Raw genomic sequence first — 24,710 nt, forward strand, 5'->3', positions numbered from 1 at the left:
CCGCAGCGAAGCGGGGGCGAATTTCTTCCGAGAAAAGTTGCGGTTGTTCCCATGCCGCGAAGTGGCCGCCCTTGTTCACTTCGTTGAAGTAGATGAGGTGGTGATAGCTGCGCTCGGTCCAACTGCGGGGCGCCTGATAGATCTCGCCGGGAAACACCGTCACGGCGGCTGGGATCGAGATGTTCACGCTATTGAAGTTGTTCGCGTTGTTGGTCCAGTACAGCTGCGCCGCCGACGTGGAGGTATTGGTCAGCCAGTACAACGTGATGTCGTCGAGCATCTCGTCTTTGCTCAATGACCGTTCAGGATCGCCGCCGCTGTAGGTCCAGTCCGCGAATTTGTCGTACATCCACGCAGCCTGCCCGACCGGAGAGTCCGCGAGCGCATAGCCGATCGTCTGCGGACGTGTGACCATCATCGCAGCATAGCCGCCGCCGCGCGTGTACAGATTGTTCAGCGACTGGTAGGCGATTTTCTCCTTGTCGGAAAGTCCGCGCGGCGGCGGATCGCCTGCCTTCAGCCGTTTTGCGATTTCGGGCGGGACAGTCGCTGGCATGTTGACATGAATGCCGAGCAAGCCCGGCGGCTTTTGCGCGGCCATCTTGTCGGCGATCACCGAGCCCCAGTCTCCGCCCTGCGCGACGTAGTGCTGATAGCCCAACCGCCGCATCAGTTCTTCCCACGCTCGCGCGATGTGATCAGGCGTCCAGTCGGCCGTTGCCGGCTTGCCCGAAAACCCATATCCGGGCATCGATGGCAGAACCAGATCGAACGAATCCTCCGCCCGTCCTCCGTACGCTACCGGGTCAGTCAACGGTCCGATCACCTTGAGCTCTTCGAAGACCGAGCCGGGCCAGCCATGCGTCATGATGAGCGGCAACGCACCGGCATTTTTCGAGCGTACCCAGATGAAGTGAATATCGACGCCGTCGATCGTGGTCACGTACTGCGGCAGCGCGTTGAGCTTCGCTTCAGCGTTGCGCCAATCGTAGCCGGTGCCCCAATACTGCACGAGCGCCTGCAGCTTCGCGAGCTGCGCGCCTTGCGACCGATCCGACACCGTCTCCGGTTGCGGCCAGCGCGTCTGCGCGATGCGTTTCTTCAGGTCGGCTAGCTGCGCGTCGGAAAAGTGCGCCGTGAACGGTCGGATCGCCGTGTCGTCCGTCGACGCGGCAGACGTCGCGGCCGCTTCGGCCGCAAGCGCGGTCGCCGGCAAGTTCGCGATGGCGGGCGCCGCCATCAGCGCGGTGACGAGTAGGGATTTGAGGACTTTCATGAGGAGTTCTCCTGACCTGCGATAAAGAAACGGTGACTAGAATGGGAACTGAAAGAGTCGGTCGACCGCTGGTGCGGAAGGATCGTCGAGGGCCGCTTATTCGCGTTCAATCAAATCCGCGCATCCATAGCGCATTTATATGGGCGGCCGCCGAGATCGCAAAGGACGTAGAAACTACCGTTTCAGGACACCACTCAAAGGAATCGCCGTGCCGTCAGTCGCGTTCGTCGTGTTTGATGGGTTTCACGCCATGTCGCTCGCCGCGCAGCCGGTGTTTTCGTTTGCCAATCAGAAATTCGGTGAATCGTTCTACGAAGTACTCACGCTGTCGGAACATGGCGCGCCGGTCAGACCGATCGGTGGTCCCACGGTGATGACCGAACCCTTCGAAGAGCGAGCGTTCGACACGGTCCTTTTCACGGGCGGCGATCCGGGCGCGGCGCGGCCGTCCCATGGGCTGCTCGCCTACGCACGTCACAGCGCGGCGACGGCCCGGCGCGTCGCCGCTATTTGCACGGGCGCCTTCGTGCTGGCCGAAGCGGGCCTTCTCGACGGCAAGCGCGCCACCACGCACTGGGTCTATGCGTCCGCGCTGCGGAAGCATTTTCCGCGCATCCGTGTGGAGGAAGACCGGATTTACGCGGTCGACGGTTCGATTTGGACGTCGGCGGGCATGACGGCGGGAATCGATCTCGCGTTGGCGCCGGTCGAGGCCGATCTGGGGGTGGACGTTGCGAGATCGGTCGCGCAAACGCTCGTCGTTTCTCATCGACGCGCCGGTGGTCAGTCCCAGCATTCGGCGTTGCTGGAACTCGATGCGAAATCGGATCGCATTCAGTCCGCGCTGACGTACGCGCGGAAGAATCTCGCGCAACCGCTGCTGGTGGAACAACTGGCCGAAGTGGCGCGGCTCAGCCCGCGTCAGTTCAGCCGCGCGTTCCGGGCGGAGACGGGGCAATCTCCCGCCAAGGCCGTCGAGAGACTGCGTCTCGAAGCCGCGCGACTCATGCTGGAAAGGAGCCGCCATACGGTCGAACAGATCGCCCAGCAGACCGGATTTTCCGACCCGCGCCGCATGCGCGATGCGTTCACTCGAGCGTTTGGACAACCGCCACAGGCGATACGTCGCAATGCGCGCTGGGCCGCGCCGGGATGATGGGGGCGGCCCAGCGCAGTCTTCGATCGGTAGGTCTGGTCGGCAATGACCCGCGCGACCGTTTGCAGCGACTGCTTGGGCGTCGTCAAGCTGACCGAGCCGAGCGCGAGCCGGATCGCGTGCGGTAGGCGCGCCGACGCGGCGAACGGATGCGCGGTCGAAACGGCGATCTTCTCGCGCCTCAGGGCCATGGCGATCGCCTGGCGCAACGCGGCGCATTCGATGCCGAACTCGTCGCCGTCGAAATAGAAGGGCGCAAGGGCAGCATCCAGTTCACGCGCGACGAGCAGCCGCGTCCGGAAACGACCGTGGAAACGCTGGCAAAGCTGCGTCCCGCGTTCCGTCCCGATGGCACGATCACGGCGGGCAATGCGGCATGTTCGGTCTCGGTCCCGTGCCGGCCGTGCATATCGCGTTGGAGCGAGCGGGCTGGAAGCTCACCGATCATCGCTGTGGCGCAGCATGATTCAATTGACCGTCGCCAACGAAGCGGCATATCTTGAGCATTGCCGACGCTACGCTCTCGACCACCTGGGCCAACAGGTCAGATAGCGAGGTATCGGTTGCATGTCCGCGGCAGGTTCGATCTCATCGCTGCACGCGCGATAACCCGCGAGAAGTCAGGCGCCTGCATCGAACAACAGGACAGACCAGGCCCATCTTTTGCAGTCTGCGCGCGCACGTCGTTCTTGATTAGGGTGGAAGATCATCATGTCGAGACAGCCCGGTTGGTCAGTCGTCATCGGTGCAATCACACTTGTGTTTCTCGCGCTCACTTCGCTTTACCTCGTGATCGGCGGAGCATGGCTGATTGCCGTAGGCGGGTCGTGGTACTACCTGATCACGGGCCTGCTGCTCGCAGTAGTGACGTGGTTGCTTTACCGGCGCAAGCCCGCTGCGCTCGTTCTCTATGCGCTCGTGATGATTGCGACCGCGGTCTGGGCACTGTGGGAGTCCGGCACGGACTTCTGGGCATTGGCTCCGCGCTCCGGGGTGCTGGTCATTTTCGGCGTGTGGCTACTGCTGCTCGTGAGCTGGCGGATGGAGGGCGCACGCGGGCTCGGCATGGGTTCGCTCGTCGTTGCATTGGCTGTCTGGGCGGGCGTGCTCGTCTACGCGAACTTCAACGACCCGCAAACGGTCAACGGGAGCTTCAGTGCGGCATCGGCGGCCCCCGCAGAGACCGGTGATAGCGCCGCCGACTGGCCGGCCTACGCGCGCACCCAGGCCGGTACCCGCTATTCCCCGCTGACTCAAATCACGCCTGCAAACGTCAAGGACTTACAGGTCGCGTGGATCTTCCGGACCGGGGATAGCAAAGGCCCCAACGACCCCGTCGAGATTACGGACGAAGTCACGCCGATCAAGATCGGCGAGACCTTGTTTCTATGCTCGCCGCATCAGATCCTATGGGCGTTGGATGCGCGGACCGGCAAGTTGAAATGGAAATTCGATCCGCAACTGAAGGCCGATCCGTCGTTCCAGCACGTGACCTGCCGTGGTGTGGCTTACGTCGATCTTTCCGCGGCCGGTCCCGCGCCGACGTCTGATCAGCCCTCGGGCGCATCGGCCGCTGCGCCGGATCAGCAGGCAGCATCGACCGCGGCGCCGGAGCAGCAGGCAGCATCGGCCGCTGCGCCGGATCAGCAGGCAGCGTCGGCCGCGGCGCCCGCTCAGCAGCAACCAGCGTCTGCGCCCGCTGCGACTGCCGCGACCGCGGGGGCCTGCATGCGCCGCATCTATCTGCCCGTCAACGATGGCCACCTGTATGCGCTCGACGCGGAGACAGGGGCGCTGTGCAAAACCTTTGCCAACGGCGGCGATCTCGATCTCCAGCACAACCAGCCGGTGACGACCCCCGGCATGTATGAGCCGACCTCACCGCCGGTCATCACGAACGACGTGATCGTCGTCGCGGGCGCGGTCGAGGACAACTATTCGACGCGCGAGCCGTCGGGCGTGATCCGCGGCTTCGATGTGCGTTCCGGCGAACTGCTGTGGGCGTTCGACTCGGGCGCGAAGGACCCGAATCAGAATCCTCCGGCCGGCGGTCACTACACGCTCACGTCCCCGAACTCGTGGGCGCCCGCTGCATACGATCCCAAGCTGGACATCGTCTATCTGCCGATGGGCGTGACCACGCCGGACATCTGGGGCGGCAACCGGACGGCAGAGCAGGAGCGTTTCGCGAGCGGCCTGCTCGCGCTGCACGCGTCGACGGGCAAGCTCGCGTGGTTCTATCAGACGGTCCACCACGACCTGTGGGACATGGATCTGCCATCGCAGCCCACGCTCGCGGACATTACCGACGTCAAGGGCAATACCGTGCCTGTCGTGTATGCGCCGGCCAAAACCGGCAACCTGTTCGTGCTCGACCGGCGCACGGGCGTGCTGGTGGTGCCGGCGCCGGAGCGTCCGGTGCCGCAGGGTGCGGCGCCCGGCGACCATGTTTCGCCTACCCAGCCGTTCTCCGGACTGACCTTCCGGCCATCGAAGGATCTCACCGATGCCGACATGTGGGGCGCCACGATGTACGACCAGCTGGTATGCCGGATCATGTTCCACAAGCTGCGCTATGAAGGCACCTTCACACCTCCATCAGAGCAAGGAACGCTGGTCTTTCCGGGCAATCTCGGCATGTTCGAGTGGGGCGGCATGGCGGTCGACACAGATCGCCAGATTGCGGTCGCCAATCCGATTGCGCTGCCGTTCGTTTCGCGGCTGATTCCGCGTGGCCCGGGCAATCCGATTCAGCCGATACCGGGCGCGAAAGGTTCGGGGACGGAGACCGGAATTCAGCCGCAATACGGCGTTCCGTTCGGCGTGACACTGAATGCGTTCATGTCGCCGGTCGGTCTTCCTTGCAAGCAACCTGCCTGGGGCTTCATTTCGGCGATCGATCTGAAGACCAACCAGATCGTATGGAAGAAGCGGATCGGAACGGTGCGGGACAGCTCACCGCTTCCGTTGCCGTTCAAGATGGGGATGCCGATGCTCGGCGGCCCGATCATCACGGCGGGCGGGGTGGCGTTCATCGGCGCGACGGCCGACAACTACATTCGCGGCTTCGACGTGAATAACGGCAGGCAGCTCTGGCAGGCGCGTCTGCCCGCCGGCGGGCAGGCAACGCCGATGAGCTATTCGGTCAACGGACGTCAGTTCGTGGTGATTGCGGCAGGCGGTCACGGCTCATTCGGTACGAAGCTCGGCGACTACGTGATTGCCTATGCGTTGCCGCAATAGCGAAGCGGTGAAGCAGGGTGGACGTGCGTGGACAGGACTGCCACGTCCACGCACGGCAATGCAGTCATCTGTTTGTCACTGACTTGCGGCGGACGGCGAACTGCTCGCCGCCGAATCCGCGTTGGCTGTTCCACCCGCCTTATCGGCGGGCTTGCAGCTCGCGCATATCGCGGCGATAGCGATCGTGATCGCGCTCGCGAGAAGCCGGCGGTAGAGGATTGGTTTCATGACATCTCCTGGTTGGGTGGCATCCGATCACTACTTGCGACGCAAGCAGACAGCGCTCGTCGGGCTATCCTGCAGAGCTACGCATCTGCTATTCCCGCTACTTTGAATTCACGTCAGTGCGAGAATCTGTCGGTCACTCCGTGTACTGAGAAACCCAATATGGGCTCCGACCTTGCCGGATAAAACCCAAGGAAAATCATACTTTGCCTGGACGGATTGGCTAAGATGTCGCAGGTTCGCGCGCGCTCCGGATGACGACAAAGCCTTGCCGCATTCCGATGCGCCGCGGCGTCGCGCCGGGAAAACAGAAAACGTTGTCACGCTCCCGCTCGGAGGCCATTCATGACTATTGGCGTATATGCCACGCTGGTTGCGACGTCGCTCGTGCTGCTGCTCGGCGAAAAGCTCGTGCAGTGGATCGGCGTGCTAAGGACCTATTCGATTCCGGCGCCGGTGGCAGGTGGGCTCATCGTCGCGATCTGCGTGCTGATCACGCGCCTCACCACCCACGTGCAGGTCAGGTTCGATTCGACGATGCAGGCGCCGCTGATGCTCGCGTTCTTCTCGACGATCGGTCTGAATGCGCATCTATCGAGTTTGAAGGCGGGCGGCCCGGTGTTGATCCGCTTTCTCGCGCTGGTCTGCGGGCTGCTGATCCTGCAGAACGTGGTCGGCTTGCTGCTTGCGTTCGCCCTCGGCGTCGATCCGCTGCTTGGGATTCTCGGCGGCTCGGTCACGTTGTCGGGCGGCCACGGTACTGGCGCCGCGTGGAGCCAGATCTTTGCCGAGCGTCACGGACTGGAGTCGGCGACCGAGATCGCGATCGGCTGCGCGACGTTTGGCCTCGTGATGGGCGGCGTGCTCGGCGGTCCGATCGCACGGCTGCTGATGCGGCGGATCAGCGCCGACGAGTTGCTGCGCGTCAAACAGCTAAAGGACGAAACGCTGGTCTTCGAAGAACCGAAGGCGCAGCAGGCCACCACGCCCGCCGCGATCATCACGACGCTCGCGCTGATCTCGATCTGCCTCGCGGGCGGCGAAATGTTTGCCGACTGGATCGCGGACACCGCGTTCGAATTGCCGACGTTCGTCTGCACGCTGTTCATCGGCGTGATCCTGAGCAACGTGCTCGCGCTCCTGCGTGTGCGGATCGACCAGCACGCGGTCGCGCTTGTCGGCAACGTCGCGCTCGCGCTCTTTCTCGCGATGGCGCTGATGCGGCTCGACCTCTGGGGGCTTGCCGCGCTCGCGGTGCCGATCATCTCGATCCTCGCGGCACAGACGCTGCTGATGGCGCTCTACGCGGTATTCATCACGTTCCCCGCGATGGGCCGCGACTACGACGCGGTCGTTTTGTGCGCGGCGCAATGCGGCCTCGGACTTGGCGCCACGCCGACCGCGATCGCGAACATGCAGGCGATCACGAACCGCTTCGGCCATTCTCATCTCGCGTTCCTGATTGTGCCCTTGACGGGCGCGTTTTTCATGGACATCGTCAACGCGATCGTCATCAAACTGTTTCTCGCGCTGCCGTTGTTCCATTGAGCAGCGGTGGCATTGGCACATCAACCCAAGCGGGCAAATACCATGAGCGATCCACGACACATCGCACCCGACAGCACCGCCGCGCGCGTCGCGTTATGGCGTGCGCTGCACGTGCAGGCCGACGCGCCGCCGCACGTGCTCGAAGACGAAGTCGGCTTGCAGTTGCTGGCACCCGCCGAAGACTGGCGCAGCCGTGGCGATATGGATCCGCGGTTCACGCGGCCGTTTCGCGCGTCGATCGTCGCGCGCGCACGCTTTATCGAGGATCTGGTCGTCGAGCAGACCGGGCGCGGGGTGGATCAATACGTGATTCTGGGCGCCGGTCTCGACAGCTTCGCGCAACGCCGGCCCGACATTGCGTCGCGGCTCACCGTGTTCGAGGTCGACCCGCCGGGACCGCAAACGTGGAAGCGTCAGCGGCTCGGCGAGCTTGGTTTCGGCCTGCCGGACTGGCTGCGTTTCGTGCCGGTCGACTTCGAAGCGGGCGATAGCTGGCGGCAGCGTCTCGTCGCCGAAGGCTTCGACGAAACCAGGCCGGCCGTCGTCGTGTCGACCGGCGTCAGCATGTATCTGACGAAAGAGGCGAATGCGGCGACGCTGCGCGAAGTGGCCGGGCTGGCGCGCGGCTCGACGTTCGCGATGACGTTCCTGTTGCCGCTGGAGATGGCGGACCCGGACGTGCGCCCCGGACTCGAAATGGCAGAGAAGGGCGCGCGTGCGAGCGGTACACCGTTCATCAGCTTCTTCATGCCGCAGCAGATGATCGCCATGGCGCGCGAAGCGGGCTTTGACGACGCGCGGCACGTGTCCGCGGCCGATCTGACGCAGCGCTACTTCGCGGCTCGGACGGATGGGCTGCGACCGCCGGGCAATGCGGAGGAGTTGCTGGTGGCGAACACCTAAGGGCGATGACGCCAACCGAAGTTACCAACCCAGCATGTGAGTCGTGAATACGCAATCGCTTTCCCCGCACCGCTATAATCGCGCTCGACCATGGCCTCCGAAGTCTACTCATGAAAAAGATCGCTGCCTTCGCACTCGTCGCATGTGCACTCGCCGCCTGCTCGTCCCCGGAAAAGCAGGCGCAACGTGCCCAGCAGGAGATCCTTCATAGCGAGCCGAACCTTCGCGCCGCGCAACGCGACGCGGTGATCGACTGCACACCGGCGAATTGCGATGCCGCGTGGGCGGCGACGAAACGCTATATCGAGCAGCATTCCGACACGCGCGTGATCCGCGCGGACGCGGTCGCGATCGATACCGACGTGCCCGACGATTCGGGCAAAGCCGCTTTCTCAGCGACCCGCGCGAACAAGAGCACGGGCGGCGCGACGCTGTCGCTGTTCGCGCAGTGCCGCGGCATGTATGGGCCCGACAGCGCGAAGGGCGACGACTATGACGCGTGCGCCGAGAAGATCCTGAAGATTCAGAACGGTTACGTGCCATATCTGCGCTCGCACGCATCGGCGCAATAGGCGGCAAGCTACCGGAACCACCGGGCCCCGAACGCGGCACTCGCGTAGCGATTCGCCGAACCCTCGCCACGATGCGGCGGGAGGCGCTATGCTGATGCGTCTTCGCCTCGCGGAACCTTCTCATGCAAGCTCCTGGCGCAACCGTACCGATCTCGCTCGTCAACGGGTTCCTCGGCAGCGTCGGGACGCGGCCGGATATCGTCGACCGGCATCTGTCGGGCGCGAACATTCCGCGCGCGCTTCTGGACCAGCCTGGAGCGCGCGTCACCGAGGAACAGTTCTCCACGCTCTACCGCTCGCTCGCGATCGAACTCGACGATGAGATGCCCGGCGTTTTCTCGCGCCCGCTGCGCAGCGGCGCGCTCAAGTTTCTCTGCCTGAGCCTGCTGGATGCGCCGAATCTCGAATCCGCGATGCACCGGTTCGGCCAGTTCTTCCATCTCGTGCTGGACGACTTCCGCTTCGAGTCGCGCCGCGGCGACCTCGTCGCGAGCCTGGCGCTGCGTCCGGGAAGCACGGGAGCGCAACCCGGCATGCTGGGCCAGGAGCTGATGCTGAAGCTCGCGCATGGGATCGCGTCCTGGCTGATCGGTCAACGGATTGCGTTGTTGCAGGTGCAGTTCGCCTTTCCCCGTCCCGCTCACGCGCTCGAGTATCTTTATCTGTTTCCCGGACCGGCGAAGTTCGACTGCAATCAGACCTCGATGCAGTTCAGCAGCAGCTATTTCGACCTGCCAGTGCGTCAGCGCAAGGCGAACCTGCGCAGGTTTCTCGCTCGCGCGCCGGAAGACTGGATCTTCGTTTCGTTCAACGAGCAACTGTTCAGTCATCGCGTGCGGGAACATCTCGCGTCCCGGCTGCCCGACGTCCCGTCCATCGAAGAGGCGGCGGAAGGCCTGCACTGCTCGGTCAGAACGCTGTGCCGTCATCTTGCCGCCGAAGGCACGGCGTTCCAGATGCTCAAGGACGAATTGCGCCGCGACATCGCGATCCAGCGCCTGACGGGCACGCGCGAGCCCATCGCCATCATCGCGGGCGACGTCGGCTTCGGCGACCCCACTGCATTCCACAGAGCGTTCCGTCACTGGACCGGCAGCACCCCGGCGGCCTATCGCCGGGGTGGCTGATCGCGTCATATCGATGCGTCGGCAACACCCGCCGACGCAGTTCCCACGGGGCGCTTACTCCCTCCGACGTGGCCAGAGATGTCAATAGATCGTCCGGTTTGGACAACCGGGCAGGGCCTGTCCGACGCTACGATTCAGCCATACGTTACCCCGGCCGCATCGGTGCCAGACGGGTGACTTTCCCTACGGACTATCTGATCGGAAGAATGGTAATGAGCTACGTCGCGCCTCTCAAAGAAATGTTGTTTGCACTCACGGAACTGGCCGGAATCGACCAACTGGCGGGCTTGCCCGGCTGCGAGGACGCAACCGCCGACACCGCTCGTGCGGTGCTCGAAGAGGCCGCGCGGCTGCACGAAGGCGTGCTCGCGCCGCTGAACGTCGACGGCGACCGCAGCCCGAGCACCTGGAAGGACGGCGTGGTGACCGCCACGGCCGGTTTCAAGGACGCGTTTCGCCAGTTCAGCGAAGGCGGCTGGCAGGGTTTGCAACATCCGTCTGAATACGGCGGTCAGGATCTGCCCAAGCTGCTGTCGACGCCCTGCATCGAAATGCTCAACGCCGCCAACCTGTCGCTGGGGCTGTGCCCGCTCCTGACCGACGGCGCGATCGAAGCGCTGCTGACGGCGGGTAGCGAGGAGCTGAAGCAGCGCTACGTGCCGAAGATGATCGCAGGTGTTTGGACCGGCACGATGAATCTGACCGAGCCGCAAGCCGGCTCCGACCTCTCGCTCGTGCGCACCCGCGCCGAGCCGCAGGGCGACGGCTCGTACCGGATCTTCGGCACGAAGATTTTCATCACGTGGGGCGAGCACGACATGACGGAAAACATCGTGCATCTGGTGCTCGCACGCACGCCGGGCGCGCCTGAAGGCGTGAGAGGCATTTCGCTGTTCGTCGTGCCGAAGTTCCTCGTCAACGAAGACGGCTCGCTCGGCGAGCGCAACGACGTTCACTGCGTATCGATCGAACACAAGCTCGGCATCAAGGCGAGCCCGACCGCCGTGCTGCAGTTCGGCGATCACGGCGGCGCGATCGGGCAGCTCGTCGGCGAGGAGAACCGCGGTCTGGAGTACATGTTCATCATGATGAACGCCGCGCGCTTCGCCGTGGGGGTACAGGGCGTGGCGATCTCGGATCGCGCGTACCAGCAGGCCGTCGCGTATGCGAAGGAGCGCGTGCAGAGCCGTCCCGTGGATGGCTCCGCGAAGCAGTCGGTCGCCATCATCCAGCATCCCGACGTGCGGCGCATGCTCTCGACGATGCGCGCGCTGACCGAAGGCGCACGCGCTCTGGCCTATGTGTCGGCGTCGCATTGCGATCTCGCGCATCGTCATCCGGACGGCGCGACGCGCGCGAATCATCAGGCGATCTACGAATACCTGGTGCCGATCGTGAAGGGTTGGAGCACGGAGATGTCGCTGGAGGTGACAAGTCTCGGCGTGCAGGTGCACGGCGGCATGGGCTTCATCGAGGAAACCGGCGCCGCGCAGTACTACCGCGATGCGCGCATTCTGCCGATCTACGAAGGCACGACGGCGATCCAGGCCAACGACCTCGTCGGCCGCAAGACCATGCGCGACAACGGCGAGGTGGCCGGGATGCTGCTCGCGCAGATCGACGTGACCCTGGCCGCGGTGCAAGCGCACCCCTCGTATGGTTCGAGCGCGGCTTTTCAGGCGATGCATCGTCATCTGTCCGCCGGCCGCGAGGCGTTGTACAGCGCGGTGCGCTACGTGGTCGAGAACGTCAAAAGCGACCCGAATGCGGTGTTCGCCGGCAGTGTGTCCTATCTGATGCTCGCGGGTATCGTGCTCGCGGGTTGGCAAGTGGCACGGTCGCTCGTGCTGGCGGCCGACAAGCGCGACGAAGATCCGTCCTTCCATGACGCGAAGATCGCGACCGCGCATAGCTACGCGACGCAGGTGCTGCCTCGTGCAATCGCGCTCGAAGCGGCGGTTCGCGGTGCTCGCGATGGCGAAGGCGCGCTGGCGCTGCGCGAAGACCAGTTCTGATCGATCAACGGACGTAATGTGTCATTCAAAGCGGTAGGGCTCGGCCCTATCGGTGTGGGAAGGAGAGTGTCGTGAGAGTTCTTGTAGCAGTCAAGCGAGTGGTCGACTACAACGTGAAGGTCCGCGTGAAATCGGACGGTACGGGCGTCGATATCGCGAACGTGAAAATGTCGATGAACCCGTTCGACGAAATCGCGGTTGAAGAAGCGGTGCGTCTGAAGGAAGCGGGCGTCGCGACCGAAGTGATCGCCGTGTCGGCCGGTGTTGCGCAGGCGCAGGAAACGCTGCGCACCGCGCTCGCGATCGGCGCGGATCGCGCGATCCTGATCGAATCGAACGAAGACCTGCAGCCGCTCGCCGTCGCCAAGCTGCTCAAGGCGCTCGTCGACAAGGAGCAGCCGCAACTGGTGATCCTCGGCAAACAGGCCATCGACGACGACTCCAATCAGACCGGCCAGATGCTCGCCGCGCTCGCGAATCTGCCGCAGGCGACGTTCGCGTCGAAGCTTGTCGTGGCGGACGGCAAGGCGACGGTGTCGCGGGAAGTGGACGGCGGCGCGGAAACGCTGTCGCTGACGCTGCCCGCCGTGGTCACGACCGATCTGCGCCTGAACGAGCCGCGCTACGTAACGCTGCCGAACATCATGAAGGCGAAGAAAAAGCCGCTGGAAACGGTCAAGCCCGAAGACCTCGGCGTCGATGTCACGCCGCGTCTGAAGACGCTGAAAGTCGCCGAGCCGCCGAAGCGCTCCGCCGGTGTGAAGGTGCCGGACGTGAAGACGCTGGTCGAGAAGCTGAAGACCGAAGCGAAGGTGCTTTAAGTAGAACGGCAACTATGTTGCATGGGACTGGAGTAAGCGCTAAAGCGCTAACTCCAGTCGACACGGAGACAGAGCAAATGACGAACCTGGTAATTGCAGAACACGACAATGCGTCGATCAAGGCCGCGACGCTGAACACGATCGCAGCGGCACAGAAGATCGGCGGTGATATTCACGTGCTGGTCGCGGGACATAACGCGCAGGGCGCGGCCGATGCCGCCGCGAAGATCGCTGGTGTCAGCAAGGTGCTGCTCGCCGATGCGCCGCAACTGGCCGCAGGCCTCGCGGAAAACGTCGAAGCGACGGTCCTGACGTTCGTGCAAGATGCGGCGAAGCACTACACGCACATCCTCGCGCCGGCTACCGCCTACGGCAAGAATGTCGCGCCGCGTATCGCCGCGAAGCTCGACGTCGCGCAGATCAGCGACATCACGGCAGTGGATAGCGCCGACACGTTCGAGCGTCCGATTTACGCGGGCAACGCAATCGCGATCGTGCAATCGGCTGATCCGATCAAGGTCATTACCGTGCGCTCGACCGGTTTTGATGCCGTCGCAGCCGTTGGCGGCAGCGCAGCGGTCGAGAAGATCGAAGCGGCAGCCGACGCAGGCCTCGCGCAGTTCGTGAGCCGCGAAGTGACGAAGCTCGATCGTCCGGAACTGACGAGCGCGAAGATCATCGTGTCGGGTGGCCGGGGTCTGGGCAGCGGCGAAAACTACACGAAGGTGCTGGAACCGCTGGCCGACAAGCTCGGCGCGGCACTGGGCGCATCGCGTGCGGCGGTCGACGCGGGCTTCGTGCCGAACGACTATCAGGTCGGCCAGACCGGCAAGATCGTCGCGCCGCAACTGTACGTCGCAGTCGGCATCTCGGGTGCGATCCAGCATCTGGCCGGCATGAAGGACTCGAAGGTCATCATCGCGATCAACAAGGATGAAGAAGCGCCGATCTTCGGCGTCGCCGATTACGGCCTCGTTGGCGATCTGTTCACCCTCGTGCCGGAACTCGAGCAGGCGCTCGGCTAACCGCATCCAGCGGTTAGCGTCCGGCACAACGCGCAGTACGTGCCAGAAGAGAGGGCAAATGCGCGCCCAGCAAGCGGAATAATCATGAATGAGCTTAACGGATACGATTTCGAAGACCTGCGACCGGGCATGAGTGCCCGGTTCGCCAAGACCATCACGGAGGCGGACATTCTGCTTTTCGCGGGCGCGTCGGGAGACATCAACGCGGTTCACATCAACGAGGAGTTTGCGCAAACCACACCCTTCAAGGGGCGCATCGCTCACGGCATGTTGACCGCCAGCATCATCTCCGCGGCGATCGCGGGGCGGCTGCCCGGCCCGGGCACGATCTACCTCGGCCAGAACCTGCGCTTCAAGTCGCCGGTTCGACCCGGCGACACCGTGCAGGCCGAAGTGACCGTCAAGGAACTGATTCACGACAAGCGCCGCGTGGTGCTGTCCACCGTGTGCACGGTTGGCGGCAAGGTGGTGATCGAAGGCGACGCCGTGGTCATGCCGACAACCTGCCGCGACCGTGTCGTCGAGGACGCGGCTTGCGCCGTCAGCAAAGCATGATAGCGAGCCCCGCCATGAGAATGCCATTCAGCATGCCACACGAGTTTTCCACGGGCTGGGTCAATGCCGGCTTCGATTTATGGCGTTTTTCGCCGGTCAAGGATGAATACGCGACGACGGTGCCTGACACCGACGGCTCGGACTTCGATTTCAACGGGCCGTTTGCGCGAGGCTCCGTGACCCACACGAGCGCCCACTATCTGCAACAGCAGGCGCAACTGTGGAGCGACGCCGTCGCCGGATTGATCGGCGGGCGCACGGAGTTGAAGGCGGTCGCCGAGCCCGAGCAGGGAGACCGGCGCTTTCACGCCGACGACTGGTCCAGCAACGGCTGGTACAGCCTTCTTAAACAGAGCTATCTGATCAATGCCCGGGCACTCGCGGAGTTCGTCGAGGCGAGCGCACTCGACGAAAAGGGCAAGCACAAGCTGCGCTTTTTCATGCGCCAGTTCATCGACTTCGCCAGTCCCGCGAATTTCGTCGCGACGAATCCCGAAGTCCTCCGGGCGGCGGTGGAATCGGGCGGATCGAGCCTGCTCGCGGGCGTCACGCATCTGCTCGACGATCTGGGCAGCGGCTCGATTTCGATCACCGATCAAAGCGCGTTCGAAGTGGGCCGCAGCGTTGCCACGTCCAGTGGCGCGGTGGTCTATGAGAACGATCTGTTTCAGCTGATCCAGTACGAGCCGCTGACACCGAAGGTCGCCGCGCGGCCGCTCGTGATCGTTCCTCCGTGCATCAACAAGTTCTACATCCTGGATCTGCAGCCGGAGAATTCCTTCGTGCGCTTCGCCTGCGAGCAGGGCCTGACGGTGTTCGTCGTGTCCTGGCGCAACCCGCAGCAGGACATGGCGCAGACCACGTGGGACGCCTACCTCGAGGACGGCGTGATGCAGGCGATCAGCGTCGCGCGTGCGATTAGCCGGGCCGACCAGGTCAATGCATTGGGCTGGTGCGTGGGGGGCACGATGCTGTCGTCGGCGCTGGCGGTCATGCGTGCGAACGGCGACGACTCCGTGGCCAGCCTGACGCTGCTGACGGCGTTGCTCGACTTCACCGACCCGGGCGATCTCGGCGTGTTCATCGACGAGCAGGGCGTGGCGATGCGCGAGCATGCGATCGGTGGCGGCGGGCTCTATCCCGGACGCGAACTCGGCTTCGTATTCCAGTCGCTGCGTGCCAACGATCTGATCTGGCCGTATGTCGTGAACAATTACCTGAAAGGCAAAACCCCGGCCGCGTTCGATCTGCTGTACTGGAACGCGGACACGACCAATCTGCCCGGTCCGATGTACAGCTTCTATCTGCGCAACATGTACCTCGAAAACAGTCTGCGCGTGCCGAACAAACTGAAGTTCTGCGACACGCCGGTGGATCTCGGCAACATCGATATTCCAAGCTATCTGATGGCGGCCGAGGAAGATCACATCGTGCCGTGGCGGTCCGCCTATCAGTCGACGCAACTAGTGGGCGGTCAAACCGAGTTCGTGCTGGGGGCAAGCGGCCATATCGCGGGTGTGATCAATCCGGCCTCGAAGAACAAGCGCAGCTACCGAACCAACGATACCTGCGACGAGAACGCCGACGAGTGGCTCGCAACGTCGGTTCAGCAGCGCGGCAGCTGGTGGAATCACTGGATCGACTGGGTCAAGCAGCATTCCGGCGAGCAGGTCGAGGCACGCACGAAGCTCGGCAATAGGAAGTACAAGGCAATCGAGAGCGCACCGGGGCGCTATGTGAAGCTTCGCGCCGAGTGATCGGATGGCGATAGCGGGTGCGGCAAGAACGGGGGGTGATGCTCAGTGCATCACCCTCCGTTTTTTTGTCTTCACTGCCACCGGCCGTCACTTCGCATGGCTCGCGCGCCAGTCGCGCGGTGTCATGTGGAAGCGCGACACGAACCAGTTCGTGAACGATCCCTGTTGCGCGTAGCCGAGAAGCGCCGAGACCCGTCCGATCGGATAGGTGGGATTGCTCATGTAGCGCACGGCGAGTTCGCCGCGGACTTCCTCGACCTGATCCGAAAAGCTGGTGCCGGCCGAATTCAACTGCCGTTGCATGGTGCGCACGCTCAGATGCAAATAACGTGCAACCAGCTCGGCGTTCGCCTGCTCGAGCGGCAGCAGCAGGTAGATCGCCTTGCGCACTTCCAGCGCGGCCGATTCCGCGGCGCTCACGTTCAGCGGAGAGGCGAGGCTTTCCGCATAGCGCACGAGTTCAGGATCGGCCAGTGGATTCGGGTAGTCGAGATCGGCGCTTGCGCAGACGAACCCGTTGAAGTCGCTGCCGAACACCAGCGGACAGCCGAAGAAGCGTCGATGAAACGTCAGGTCTTTGGGCGCCGGATGCGTGAAGTGGACCTCGCGCGGTTTCCAGAACTTGCCGAGCAGAGCACCGGAGTGCCGCGCGAGGACACCGAGCGCCAGTTCGATCGCCTGCCTTGTCGGGGTACCCCGTTCGACGACGAGTTCCTCCCGAATGGTGACCGTATTGTCCGCGTCCTCGACGTACACCGCCAGCGCTTCGTTGAGCAGATGGCGGTATTCGGCCGCGGCCAGCAACACTTCGCGCAGCGTGCGTTTGTGCGCGAGCAGGACATTGATCACGCCGCTGCCGAAGGTCTGCCGCGTTTCCGCCATTTGCAGCGCGAGGGTCGGGCACGACGCCTTTTCGGCCGTCATTTCCAGTAGCCGGCAACAGGCCGTGGCCGATACGCGATCGTCCGGATTCGCGAGCGCGCCGGCGTCGATGCCGGCCTGCTTCGCGAGCTCGACCGGATTGAGTCCAAGCCGTCGCGTCACTTCGAAATAGCCGCTCATGGCTACCGACGTCACCATCGTTTCCATCGTAGTTTCTCCGGACGATTCACATGCTGAGTATTTTTTCTAGTCATTAAACACTTGCTTCGCGCAATTATTGGTGTTAACGCGCAGTGGCACGAATCGCTAAAAGGTTGGCGTCCAATCATAAAAGTGTAGCGCGCGATTGCCGTATTGTGGGCACATGTCGTTCGATGTGTTCCAGCAAGTTTTCATGCGACCTCGCGATAGCGGAACACCGTCACTTCAAAACTGGATGGAGGCAAACAAATGCAATTTCTCGACGATTCGTTGCACCCTGAGAATCAGGACAAGGTAGTCATCACCACCGCCCCTTACGGCCCGGAATGGATGCCGGAGGACTTCCCGGAAGACATCCCCGTGACGATGGACGAGCAGATCCAGAAGGCCGTCGATTGCTACAACGCCGGCGCCACGGTATTGCACCTGCACGTGCGCGAACTGGACGGCAAGGGCTCGAAGCGCCTGTCGAAGTTCAACGAACTGATCGCGGGTGTGCGCGCGGCAGTGCCCGACATGATCATTCAGGTCGGTGGCTCGATCTCGTTTGCACCGGAAGACGACGGACAAGCCGCGAAGTGGCTGTCCGACGACACGCGTCATATGCTGGCCGATCTCGATCCGAAGCCCGATCAGGTGACGGTCGCGATCAACACCACGCAAATGAACATCATGGAGCTGCTCTATCCGGAGTATCTGGCAGGCACCTCGCTTTCCAACCCCGGGTTCATGGCCGCCTATAGTGAAATGACGGTGCCGGCCGGCCCCGCCTGGGTCGAGGAACACCTGCGCCGCCTGCAGGCTTCGGGCATCCAGCCGCACTTCCAGCTCACCGGCATTCACGCGCTCGAAACGCTCGAACGCCTCGTGCGCAAGGGCGTCTACAAGGGCCCGCTGAACCTGACGTGGATCGGTATCGGTGGCGGCTTCGACGGCCCCAATCCATTCAACTTCTTCAACTTCGTGCATCGCGCGCCGGATGGCTGCACGCTCACCGCCGAGTCGCTGCTGAAGAACGTGCTGCCGTTCAACATGATGGCGATGTCGATGGGCCTGCATCCGCGCTGCGGCATCGAGGACACGATCATCGATCAGCACGGCAAGCGCTTCACGTCGGTGCAGCAGATCGAGCAGTGCGTGCGCGTCGCGCGCGAACTGGGACGCGAAATTGCCACTGGCAAAGAAGCGCGCGAGATCTATCGTATTGGTGTGCAGTACGAGACGGTCGAAGAGACGCTGGTCGCCAACGGCATGGCGCCGAACCGCCAGGCCGGTGTCAGGAACCTGCCGCTTCGCGCGGCGTGATCACCAGGAGCCCGGGCCGGCGCATTGGCCGAGGCCGGGCTTCATGGCTAACGCTTCCGGTGCATAGCGGGGAGCAGATAGCTGAATCCATAACAGTCGTCGGCCCATGCGGGCAAGGCGGCCGCCAGGGAGTCAGCGTGGAAGGAGACAAAATATGCTCGTTCAGCATGCAGCGCCCACGACGGGCGAAGTTTCGGCAGCTCAGACGGACGTGCGCGCTTATGCGTGGGTGGTGTTTGCGTTGACGGTCGGATTGCTGCTTTCCGACTATATGTCGCGGCAAGTGTTGAATGCCGTGTTTCCGCCGCTCAAGGCGGCATGGCATCTGTCCGACGCGCAGCTGGGTTCGCTCAGCAGCGTGGTCGCGCTGATGGTCGGTGTGCTCACGTTCCCGCTGTCGGTTCTGGCCGACCGCTGGGGCCGCGTGAAGAGCATCGTACTGATGGCGGCGATGTGGAGTCTCGCGACGGTGGGCTGCGCGATCTCGGCGAACTATGGGCAGTTGCTGCTGGCGCGTGCCTTTGTCGGAATCGGCGAAGCGGCCTATGGCAGTGTCGGTATCGCAGTTGTTCTGAGCATCTTTCCGGTCCGGCTGCGCTCCACGCTGACCGGCACCTTCATGGCGGGCGGCGCGTTCGGCTCGGTGCTGGGCATGGCGCTCGGCGGCGCGGTAGCGGCTCACCTCGGCTGGCGTTCGGCATTCGGCGCCATGGCGGCGATGGGGGTCGTGCTGGTCGTGATCTACCGCCTCGTCGTCACCGAAAAGCGTCTTGTGCCGCTGCAGCCGGCGAGCGTGACGAGGCAGGCGCAATCGCGCGGCATGTGCATGAGCCTGCGCGCGCTGATGAAGGGGTTGTTTTCGACGAAGTCCGTGGTGTGCGCCTATGTGGGCAGCGGCCTCCATCTGCTGGTTCCCGCCGCTGTGTGGGCATGGATGCCGAGCTTCCTGAATCGCTATTACGGCATGGCCACCGGCAAGGCTGCGATGTGCGCGGCGGTGTTCGTGCTGGTGACCGGGGTGGGCATGGTGGTGTGCGGAAACCTCGCCGACCGGCTCAGCAAGAACATGCGGGAACGCAAGTGGAGCGCCGCAATCGCCTTCTGCCTCGCCTGTTTCGTTCTGCTCGCGATTGGCTTGCGGATGCCCGCGGGGCCGTGGCAGCTGGTCGTGATCGGCGCCGGCATGTTCTTCTGCGCCGGTGCGAGCGGCCCGTCGGGTGCGATGGTGGCGAACCTCACGCCGCCGACGATTCACGCCTCGGCGTTTGCGACCCTGACGCTCGCGAACAACCTGCTGGGCCTCGCGCCGGCGGCTGTTCTGACGGGGATCATCGCCGATCGGATCGGACTGCTTGGCGCGTTGCAACTGGTGCCGTTCGCACCGCTCGTCGCGGCCGCCGCATTCATGATCGGCAAACGGAACTACTCGGGCGATCTGGATCGGCTGAACACGCTGCGCGAGCAGGCCGCACGCTGACATCGCATGGCGCCGCGCGGACGGCGCGGAGCACCGAACCTGTAACTGCGCCGCTGGCGCAACGAATTCTGCAAAGTGCAGATCAAGTAAAGAATTGGAGAGTCAACATGGCAAAGGCAGTTCGCTTTCATGAAACCGGTGGTCCCGACGTGCTGCGCTACGAGGACGTCGAAGTGGGCAACCCCGGTCCCGGTCAGGTTCGCCTGCGCCATCAGGCGGTGGGCCTCAATTTCGCCGACACCTACTTTCGCAGCGGCCTGTATCCGGTCCCGCTGCCCGCGGGGATGGGCGTGGAGGCCGCGGGCGTGGTCGAGGCCGTTGGCCCGGACGTCACGAACGTCGCGGTGGGCGATCGTGTGACTTACACGGGCTTCCTCAACACGCTCGGCGCGTACAGCACCGAACGCCTGATTCCGGCCGCGCCGCTGATCCGGCTGCCCGATGCGATCGACTGCGAAACGGCTGCCGGCATGACCATGCGCGGGTTGACCTGCGCGTATCTGATGCGCCGCATTCACGACTTCAAGGCGGGCGACACGATCCTTCTGCATGCCGCCGCCGGCGGTGTCGGCCTGATCGTTTCGCAATGGGCGAAGCTGCTGGGTCTGACCGTGATCGGCACGGTTTCGAACGAGGCCAAGGGCGAGGTGGCTCGCGCGCACGGCTGCGATCACATCATCAACTACAGCCACGAAGACGTCGCCAGGCGCGTGCGCGAACTGACCGATGGCGTCGGCGTGAACGTCGTGTTCGACAGCGTCGGCAAAGACACCTTCGAGGCTTCGCTCGATTCGCTGAAGCGCCGCGGTCTGCTGGTTTGCGTCGGCACGGCCTCCGGCCCGATCCCGCCGTTCAATCCGCAACTGCTGGCTATGAAAGGCTCGCTCTATCTGACCCGCCCGGCGCTGGCTGACTACATCGCCGACCCAGCCGAGAAGGACGAGCTTGCCGGCGAAATCTTCGGGCTCATCGCCTCGGGACGCATCAAGATCGAGCTGAATCAGCGCTACGCGCTCGAAGATGCGGCGCAAGCCCATCGTGATCTGGAATCGCGCAAGACGACGGGTTCGTCGATCTTCGTCATCTAAGGAGCTAGCCATGCGAGTCGAACAACTGACGTGCTCGATCGGCGCCGAACTGATAGGGGTGAATCTCGCCCACGCCGTCTACGACGATGGCCTGTTTGCCCAAATCCGCTCGGCGCTGCTGAAGCACCGGGTGCTGTTCCTGCGCGACCAGGACATCACGCGTGCCGAACACGTGGCGTTCGCGCGCCGCTTCGGCGAACTGGAAGACCATCCGGTCGCGGGCAGCGATCCGGAAAATCCGGGCCTCGTGCGTATCTACAAGACCCCGGATCAGCCCAACGACCGTTACGAAAACGCGTGGCATGCCGACGCCACCTGGCGCGAAGCGCCGCAGTTCGGTGCCGTGCTGCGCTGCGTCGAGTGTCCGCCCGTCGGCGGCGACACGATGTGGGCGAACATGGTCCTCGCCTACGAGAAGCTGCCGGCGTACGTGAAGGCTCAGATCGCGGACCTGCGCGCGCGCCACAGCATCGAGGCGAGCTTCGGTGCCGCGATGCCGATCGAAAAGCGTCTCGCGCTGAAGGCGCAATTTCCGGACGCGGAGCATCCGGTCGTGCGCACGCATCCGGAAACGGAGGAGAAGGTGCTGTTCGTGAGCGCTTTCACGAGCCATTTCACGAACTTTCATACGCCGGAGCGAGTGCGCTTCGGGCAGGACGCGAATCCGGGCGCGGGCGATCTGCTGCGCTATCTGATCAGCCAGGCGTACATCCCCGAGTACCAGGTGCGCTGGCGCTGGCAGAAGAACAGCATCGCGATCTGGGACAACCGCAGCACGCAGCACTATGCGGTGATGGACTACCCGCCGTGCCACCGCAAGATGGAGCGCGCCGGCATCGTCGGCGACAAGCCGTACTGAACTAGCAGGTAGCTTCCCATGAATTACGAATTGAAACCGACCATTCTGATGGTTCCGGGTCTGCGTGACCACGTCGCGGAGCATTGGCAAACCCTGCTGCAGCAACGGCTGCCGAAAGCGCTGTCGGTGCCGCCGCTCGAGCACGACAAGCTCAGTTGCGCGGCACGCGTCGCGGCGCTCGATGCCACGCTCGCGCGGATCGACGGCCCGGTCATTCTGGTCGCGCATAGCGCTGGCGTGATGATCACCGTGCAATGGGCGGCGCAGCACAAGCGCGAGATTCACGCTGCGCTGCTCGCGGCGCCCGCGGACCTCGAGACGCCGATGCCGGCGGGCTATCCGGAGCTGGATACCCTCGAGCAGAACGGCTGGCTGCCGATTCCGCGCAAGCCGCTGCCGTTTCCGAGCATCGTCGGCGCTAGCCGCAACGATCCGCTCGGGCGGTTCGAGCGGGTGCAGGAGATGGCGCAGGACTGGGGCAGCCGCCTCGTCGATCTCGGCGAAGTGGGGCACCTCAACCCTGCTTCGGGCTTTGGCGAATGGCCGATGGCGGAGACGTTGATTCGCCGCCTGGTACTGATGTGACGCGGCCCGCGTCGGATCAGAAGGAGTCTGGGATGTCGCGTCGGATCGTGGTGGGTGTTGCCGGCGAGCTCGCGCCGGGCCAGCGCAAGCTGGCCTTCATCGATGGCCGCAGCATCGTGCTGTTCAACATCGAAGGCTCGCTTCACGCCATCGACAACACATGTCCGCACAACGGGGCCGCGCTGTCGAGCGGCCAGCTGGAAGGCTGCATGTTGCGCTGTCCGGCGCACGGTCTGCGCTTCGACGTGCGCACGGGCTGCATGGCGGGAACAGGCGGATTGAGCGTGACGACCTTCCCGGTCGACATAGTGGATTCAAAGGTGGTGGTGAGTCTCGACGCGCCGAACCCGACGCCCTCGCAAGCGCGAGCCGGCAGCGCGGCAACGTAAGGCCGGTAGGCCGGGCCCGAGACGCCACAACCAATCAGGAGACGGAAAGATGCAAGGCTTGATGATGCAGCAGTCGCTGCTGGTTTCCGCGCTGCTCACACACGCGGAGCGCCATCACGGCGAACAGGAAATCGTGTCGCGACGCGTGGAAGGAGACATCCATCGTTATTCGTATCGGCACCTCGCGCAGCGCGCGCGCCGTATGGCCAATGCGCTGTCGACGCTCGGCGTCGGCCAGGGCGAGCGCGTCGCGACGCTCGCGTGGAACGGCTATCGCCACATGGAGCTCTATTTCGCGGTGTCGGGCTCCGGGTCCGTGCTGCATACGCTGAACCCACGACTGCACGTCGACCAGCTCGCGTACATCATCGAGCATGCGGAAGATCGTGTCGTGTTCTTCGACCTGACCTTTCTGCCGCTGATCGAGAGCGTCGCGCCCCGGGTGAAGAGCCCGAAAGTATTCGTGGCGATGACCGATCGCGCGCACATGCCGCAAGCGAACGACCTGAGCGGCATGCTGATGTGCTACGAGGATCTGCTCGAGCTGCACGACGACGTTTTCGAATGGCCGCTGCTCGATGAAAACAGCGCGTCGTCGCTGTGCTACACGTCGGGCACCACCGGCAATCCGAAGGGCGTGCTGTATAGCCATCGTTCGACCGTGCTGCACACCTACGCGGCGGCGCTGCCCGATTCGCTGAACTGTTCCGCGCGCGACGTGATCCTGCCGGTCGTGCCGATGTTCCATGTGAACGCGTGGGGACTGCCCTACATCGCCTGCATGGTCGGCGCGAAGCTGGTGTTTCCGGGGCCGGCGCTCGACGGCAAGTCGCTCTATGAACTGATCGAAACGGAACACGTGACGCTGTCGGCCGGCGTGCCGACGGTGTGGCAGGGACTGCTCACGCATGTCGATGCGATGGGCGGGACCTTCTCGTCGATGCGACGCACGGTGATCGGCGGGGCGCCGTGTCCGACCGCGATGACCGAGGCGTTCCAGAAGCGCCACCGGGTGGAGGTACTGCACGCGTGGGGCATGACCGAATTGAGCCCGATCGGCACGGTCTGCAGCTTCAAGGCGCATCAGCAGTCGCTGCCGATGGAAGATCAGTATAAGGTTCAGGCGAAGCAGGGACGCGCGCTGTTCGGCATCGACATGCGGATCGTCGACTCCCACGGTAATGAATTGCCGTGGGGCGGCGAGAGCGCTGGCGATCTGCAGGTGCGCGGTCACTGGGTCACGCAGCAGTACTTCGGCGCCGACGTCGAGTCGCCATTGTGCGACGGCTGGTTTCCGACCGGCGACATCGCGACGATCGACCGGCACGGCTTCATGCAGATCACCGATCGCAGCAAGGACGTGATCAAGTCGGGCGGCGAATGGATCAGTTCGGCGGCGATCGAAAACGTCGCTTATCTGCATCCGGAAGTCTCGACGGCAGTGTGTATCGCCGCCCGGCATCCTAAGTGGGACGAACGGCCGCTGCTGCTGGTCGTGAAAAAGCCGGGCAGCGAGCTGACCAGCGACGAACTGCTGTCCTTCTTCAACGGCCGGGTCGCGCGCTGGTGGACCCCCGATGCAGTGGTGTTCGTCGACACGGTGCCTATCGGCGCAACAGGCAAGGTCCTGAAGAACCAGTTACGCGATCAGTTCGGCAACTACTACCTGCCCTGACGCACGGCTTTCGCAGCAACGCAGTT

The 24,710-nt window shown here is 63.8% G+C and carries 21 protein-coding genes and 2 pseudogenes; 20 read left to right on the plus strand and 3 right to left on the minus strand.

The window, feature by feature from the left end:
* Positions 1–7: 7 nt before the first annotated feature.
* A pseudogene (locus tag OKW38_RS34965) lies at positions 8–1,276 on the minus strand (epoxide hydrolase family protein); the annotation flags it as partial.
* 208 nt (positions 1,277–1,484) lie between these two features.
* Between OKW38_RS34965 and OKW38_RS34970 the strand changes: the two are divergent.
* From OKW38_RS34970 to OKW38_RS34985, 4 genes and pseudogenes are all read left to right on the plus strand, one after another.
* Positions 1,485–2,432 (plus strand): GlxA family transcriptional regulator, encoded by a 948-nt coding sequence (locus OKW38_RS34970; RefSeq protein WP_429365176.1) that lies wholly within the window; start codon positions 1,485–1,487, stop codon positions 2,430–2,432.
* Between the two features lie 45 nt (positions 2,433–2,477).
* On the plus strand, positions 2,478–2,681 hold the full coding sequence (locus tag OKW38_RS34975) for a hypothetical protein (RefSeq protein WP_429365592.1): 204 nt from the start codon (positions 2,478–2,480) through the stop codon (positions 2,679–2,681).
* Positions 2,642–2,877, plus strand: a pseudogene (locus OKW38_RS34980) (acetyl-CoA C-acyltransferase); the annotation flags it as partial. The gene OKW38_RS34975 and the pseudogene OKW38_RS34980, both read left to right, overlap by 40 nt.
* A 266-nt stretch (positions 2,878–3,143) precedes the next feature.
* The gene (locus tag OKW38_RS34985; protein WP_429365177.1) at positions 3,144–5,675 is read left to right on the plus strand and encodes a glucose/quinate/shikimate family membrane-bound PQQ-dependent dehydrogenase; all 2,532 of its coding nucleotides are present in this window, start codon (positions 3,144–3,146) and stop codon (positions 5,673–5,675) included.
* Positions 5,676–5,750: 75 nt separating this feature from the next.
* On the opposite strand, the gene OKW38_RS34990 is transcribed toward OKW38_RS34985, so the two are convergent.
* The gene (locus OKW38_RS34990; protein ID WP_167368756.1) at positions 5,751–5,903 is read right to left on the minus strand and encodes a hypothetical protein; all 153 of its coding nucleotides are present in this window, start codon (positions 5,901–5,903) and stop codon (positions 5,751–5,753) included.
* Between the two features lie 342 nt (positions 5,904–6,245).
* Here OKW38_RS34990 and gltS point away from each other — a divergent pair, with 342 nt between their 5' ends.
* From gltS to phaC, 9 genes are all read left to right on the plus strand, one after another.
* A complete protein-coding gene (gene gltS / locus OKW38_RS34995; RefSeq protein ID WP_429365178.1) occupies positions 6,246–7,448 on the plus strand; it encodes a sodium/glutamate symporter in 1,203 nt (400 codons plus the stop codon).
* 42 nt (positions 7,449–7,490) lie between these two features.
* Positions 7,491–8,351, plus strand: a complete 861-nt coding sequence (locus tag OKW38_RS35000; RefSeq protein ID WP_429365179.1) for a class I SAM-dependent methyltransferase — start codon at positions 7,491–7,493, stop codon at positions 8,349–8,351.
* A gap of 110 nt (positions 8,352–8,461) precedes the next feature.
* Complete coding sequence (locus OKW38_RS35005; protein ID WP_090809439.1) at positions 8,462–8,923, plus strand: hypothetical protein; 462 nt, start codon at positions 8,462–8,464, stop codon at positions 8,921–8,923.
* Between the two features lie 122 nt (positions 8,924–9,045).
* Entirely contained in the window at positions 9,046–10,050 is a 1,005-nt protein-coding gene (locus tag OKW38_RS35010; protein WP_090809441.1) for an AraC family transcriptional regulator, read from the plus strand.
* A 212-nt stretch (positions 10,051–10,262) separates the two neighbouring features.
* Entirely contained in the window at positions 10,263–12,065 is a 1,803-nt protein-coding gene (locus OKW38_RS35015) for an acyl-CoA dehydrogenase (protein WP_429334192.1), read from the plus strand.
* A gap of 71 nt (positions 12,066–12,136) precedes the next feature.
* Positions 12,137–12,886: an electron transfer flavoprotein subunit beta/FixA family protein gene (locus tag OKW38_RS35020; protein WP_429365180.1), complete on the plus strand. Its 750-nt coding sequence runs from the start codon at positions 12,137–12,139 to the stop codon at positions 12,884–12,886.
* Between the two features lie 77 nt (positions 12,887–12,963).
* Positions 12,964–13,911, plus strand: a complete 948-nt coding sequence (locus tag OKW38_RS35025; RefSeq protein ID WP_429365181.1) for an electron transfer flavoprotein subunit alpha/FixB family protein — start codon at positions 12,964–12,966, stop codon at positions 13,909–13,911.
* 84 nt (positions 13,912–13,995) lie between these two features.
* Positions 13,996–14,466, plus strand: a complete 471-nt coding sequence (locus OKW38_RS35030) for a MaoC family dehydratase (protein WP_429334190.1) — start codon at positions 13,996–13,998, stop codon at positions 14,464–14,466.
* Positions 14,467–14,480: 14 nt separating this feature from the next.
* Positions 14,481–16,223: a class I poly(R)-hydroxyalkanoic acid synthase gene (phaC, locus tag OKW38_RS35035; RefSeq protein ID WP_429365182.1), complete on the plus strand. Its 1,743-nt coding sequence runs from the start codon at positions 14,481–14,483 to the stop codon at positions 16,221–16,223.
* 87 nt (positions 16,224–16,310) lie between these two features.
* Here phaC and OKW38_RS35040 read toward each other — a convergent pair whose 3' ends face one another.
* Positions 16,311–17,312: an AraC family transcriptional regulator gene (locus tag OKW38_RS35040; protein WP_090809453.1), complete on the minus strand. Its 1,002-nt coding sequence runs from the start codon at positions 17,310–17,312 to the stop codon at positions 16,311–16,313.
* A gap of 243 nt (positions 17,313–17,555) precedes the next feature.
* Here OKW38_RS35040 and OKW38_RS35045 point away from each other — a divergent pair, with 243 nt between their 5' ends.
* The 7 genes from OKW38_RS35045 (at position 17,556) to OKW38_RS35075 (ending at position 24,684) form a co-directional block, all read left to right on the plus strand.
* Positions 17,556–18,611: a 3-keto-5-aminohexanoate cleavage protein gene (locus OKW38_RS35045; protein WP_090809455.1), complete on the plus strand. Its 1,056-nt coding sequence runs from the start codon at positions 17,556–17,558 to the stop codon at positions 18,609–18,611.
* Positions 18,612–18,765: 154 nt separating this feature from the next.
* Positions 18,766–20,088: an MFS transporter gene (locus OKW38_RS35050; protein ID WP_090809457.1), complete on the plus strand. Its 1,323-nt coding sequence runs from the start codon at positions 18,766–18,768 to the stop codon at positions 20,086–20,088.
* Between the two features lie 107 nt (positions 20,089–20,195).
* On the plus strand, positions 20,196–21,176 hold the full coding sequence (locus tag OKW38_RS35055) for a quinone oxidoreductase family protein (RefSeq protein WP_090809459.1): 981 nt from the start codon (positions 20,196–20,198) through the stop codon (positions 21,174–21,176).
* Positions 21,177–21,186: 10 nt separating this feature from the next.
* Positions 21,187–22,035, plus strand: coding sequence for a TauD/TfdA dioxygenase family protein (locus OKW38_RS35060; protein WP_429334188.1), 849 nt, complete (start codon positions 21,187–21,189; stop codon positions 22,033–22,035).
* 18 nt (positions 22,036–22,053) lie between these two features.
* Positions 22,054–22,620, plus strand: a complete 567-nt coding sequence (locus tag OKW38_RS35065; RefSeq protein WP_429334187.1) for an RBBP9/YdeN family alpha/beta hydrolase — start codon at positions 22,054–22,056, stop codon at positions 22,618–22,620.
* Between the two features lie 32 nt (positions 22,621–22,652).
* Positions 22,653–23,009: a Rieske (2Fe-2S) protein gene (locus OKW38_RS35070; protein ID WP_090810467.1), complete on the plus strand. Its 357-nt coding sequence runs from the start codon at positions 22,653–22,655 to the stop codon at positions 23,007–23,009.
* 49 nt (positions 23,010–23,058) lie between these two features.
* Entirely contained in the window at positions 23,059–24,684 is a 1,626-nt protein-coding gene (locus OKW38_RS35075; protein ID WP_429365183.1) for a 3-(methylthio)propionyl-CoA ligase, read from the plus strand.
* Positions 24,685–24,710: the final 26 nt, after the last annotated feature.

This window comes from Paraburkholderia sp. MM5496-R1 (genome assembly GCF_050436205.1).
Lineage (GTDB): Bacteria > Pseudomonadota > Gammaproteobacteria > Burkholderiales > Burkholderiaceae > Paraburkholderia > Paraburkholderia tuberum.

Excerpts from the sequence above, each read along its gene's own strand:
- OKW38_RS35025 (WP_429365181.1), top strand. The coding sequence starts at position 12,964 with ATGACGAACCTGGTAATTGCAGAACACGACAATGCGTCGATCAAGGCC.
- OKW38_RS35065 (WP_429334187.1), top strand. The coding sequence starts at position 22,054 with ATGAATTACGAATTGAAACCGACCATTCTGATGGTTCCGGGTCTGCGT.
- OKW38_RS35015 (WP_429334192.1), top strand. The coding sequence starts at position 10,263 with ATGAGCTACGTCGCGCCTCTCAAAGAAATGTTGTTTGCACTCACGGAA.
- OKW38_RS35005 (WP_090809439.1), top strand. The coding sequence starts at position 8,462 with ATGAAAAAGATCGCTGCCTTCGCACTCGTCGCATGTGCACTCGCCGCC.
- OKW38_RS34985 (WP_429365177.1), top strand. The coding sequence starts at position 3,144 with ATGTCGAGACAGCCCGGTTGGTCAGTCGTCATCGGTGCAATCACACTT.
- OKW38_RS35030 (WP_429334190.1), top strand. The coding sequence starts at position 13,996 with ATGAATGAGCTTAACGGATACGATTTCGAAGACCTGCGACCGGGCATG.
- OKW38_RS35000 (WP_429365179.1), top strand. The coding sequence starts at position 7,491 with ATGAGCGATCCACGACACATCGCACCCGACAGCACCGCCGCGCGCGTC.
- OKW38_RS35010 (WP_090809441.1), top strand. The coding sequence starts at position 9,046 with ATGCAAGCTCCTGGCGCAACCGTACCGATCTCGCTCGTCAACGGGTTC.
- OKW38_RS35055 (WP_090809459.1), top strand. The coding sequence starts at position 20,196 with ATGGCAAAGGCAGTTCGCTTTCATGAAACCGGTGGTCCCGACGTGCTG.
- OKW38_RS35040 (WP_090809453.1), bottom strand. The coding sequence starts at position 17,312 with ATGGAAACGATGGTGACGTCGGTAGCCATGAGCGGCTATTTCGAAGTG.
- OKW38_RS35070 (WP_090810467.1), top strand. The coding sequence starts at position 22,653 with ATGTCGCGTCGGATCGTGGTGGGTGTTGCCGGCGAGCTCGCGCCGGGC.
- gltS (WP_429365178.1), top strand. The coding sequence starts at position 6,246 with ATGACTATTGGCGTATATGCCACGCTGGTTGCGACGTCGCTCGTGCTG.
- OKW38_RS34975 (WP_429365592.1), top strand. The coding sequence starts at position 2,478 with ATGACCCGCGCGACCGTTTGCAGCGACTGCTTGGGCGTCGTCAAGCTG.
- OKW38_RS35045 (WP_090809455.1), top strand. The coding sequence starts at position 17,556 with ATGCAATTTCTCGACGATTCGTTGCACCCTGAGAATCAGGACAAGGTA.
- OKW38_RS35060 (WP_429334188.1), top strand. The coding sequence starts at position 21,187 with ATGCGAGTCGAACAACTGACGTGCTCGATCGGCGCCGAACTGATAGGG.
- OKW38_RS34990 (WP_167368756.1), bottom strand. The coding sequence starts at position 5,903 with ATGAAACCAATCCTCTACCGCCGGCTTCTCGCGAGCGCGATCACGATC.
- phaC (WP_429365182.1), top strand. The coding sequence starts at position 14,481 with ATGAGAATGCCATTCAGCATGCCACACGAGTTTTCCACGGGCTGGGTC.
- OKW38_RS35050 (WP_090809457.1), top strand. The coding sequence starts at position 18,766 with ATGCTCGTTCAGCATGCAGCGCCCACGACGGGCGAAGTTTCGGCAGCT.
- OKW38_RS35075 (WP_429365183.1), top strand. The coding sequence starts at position 23,059 with ATGCAAGGCTTGATGATGCAGCAGTCGCTGCTGGTTTCCGCGCTGCTC.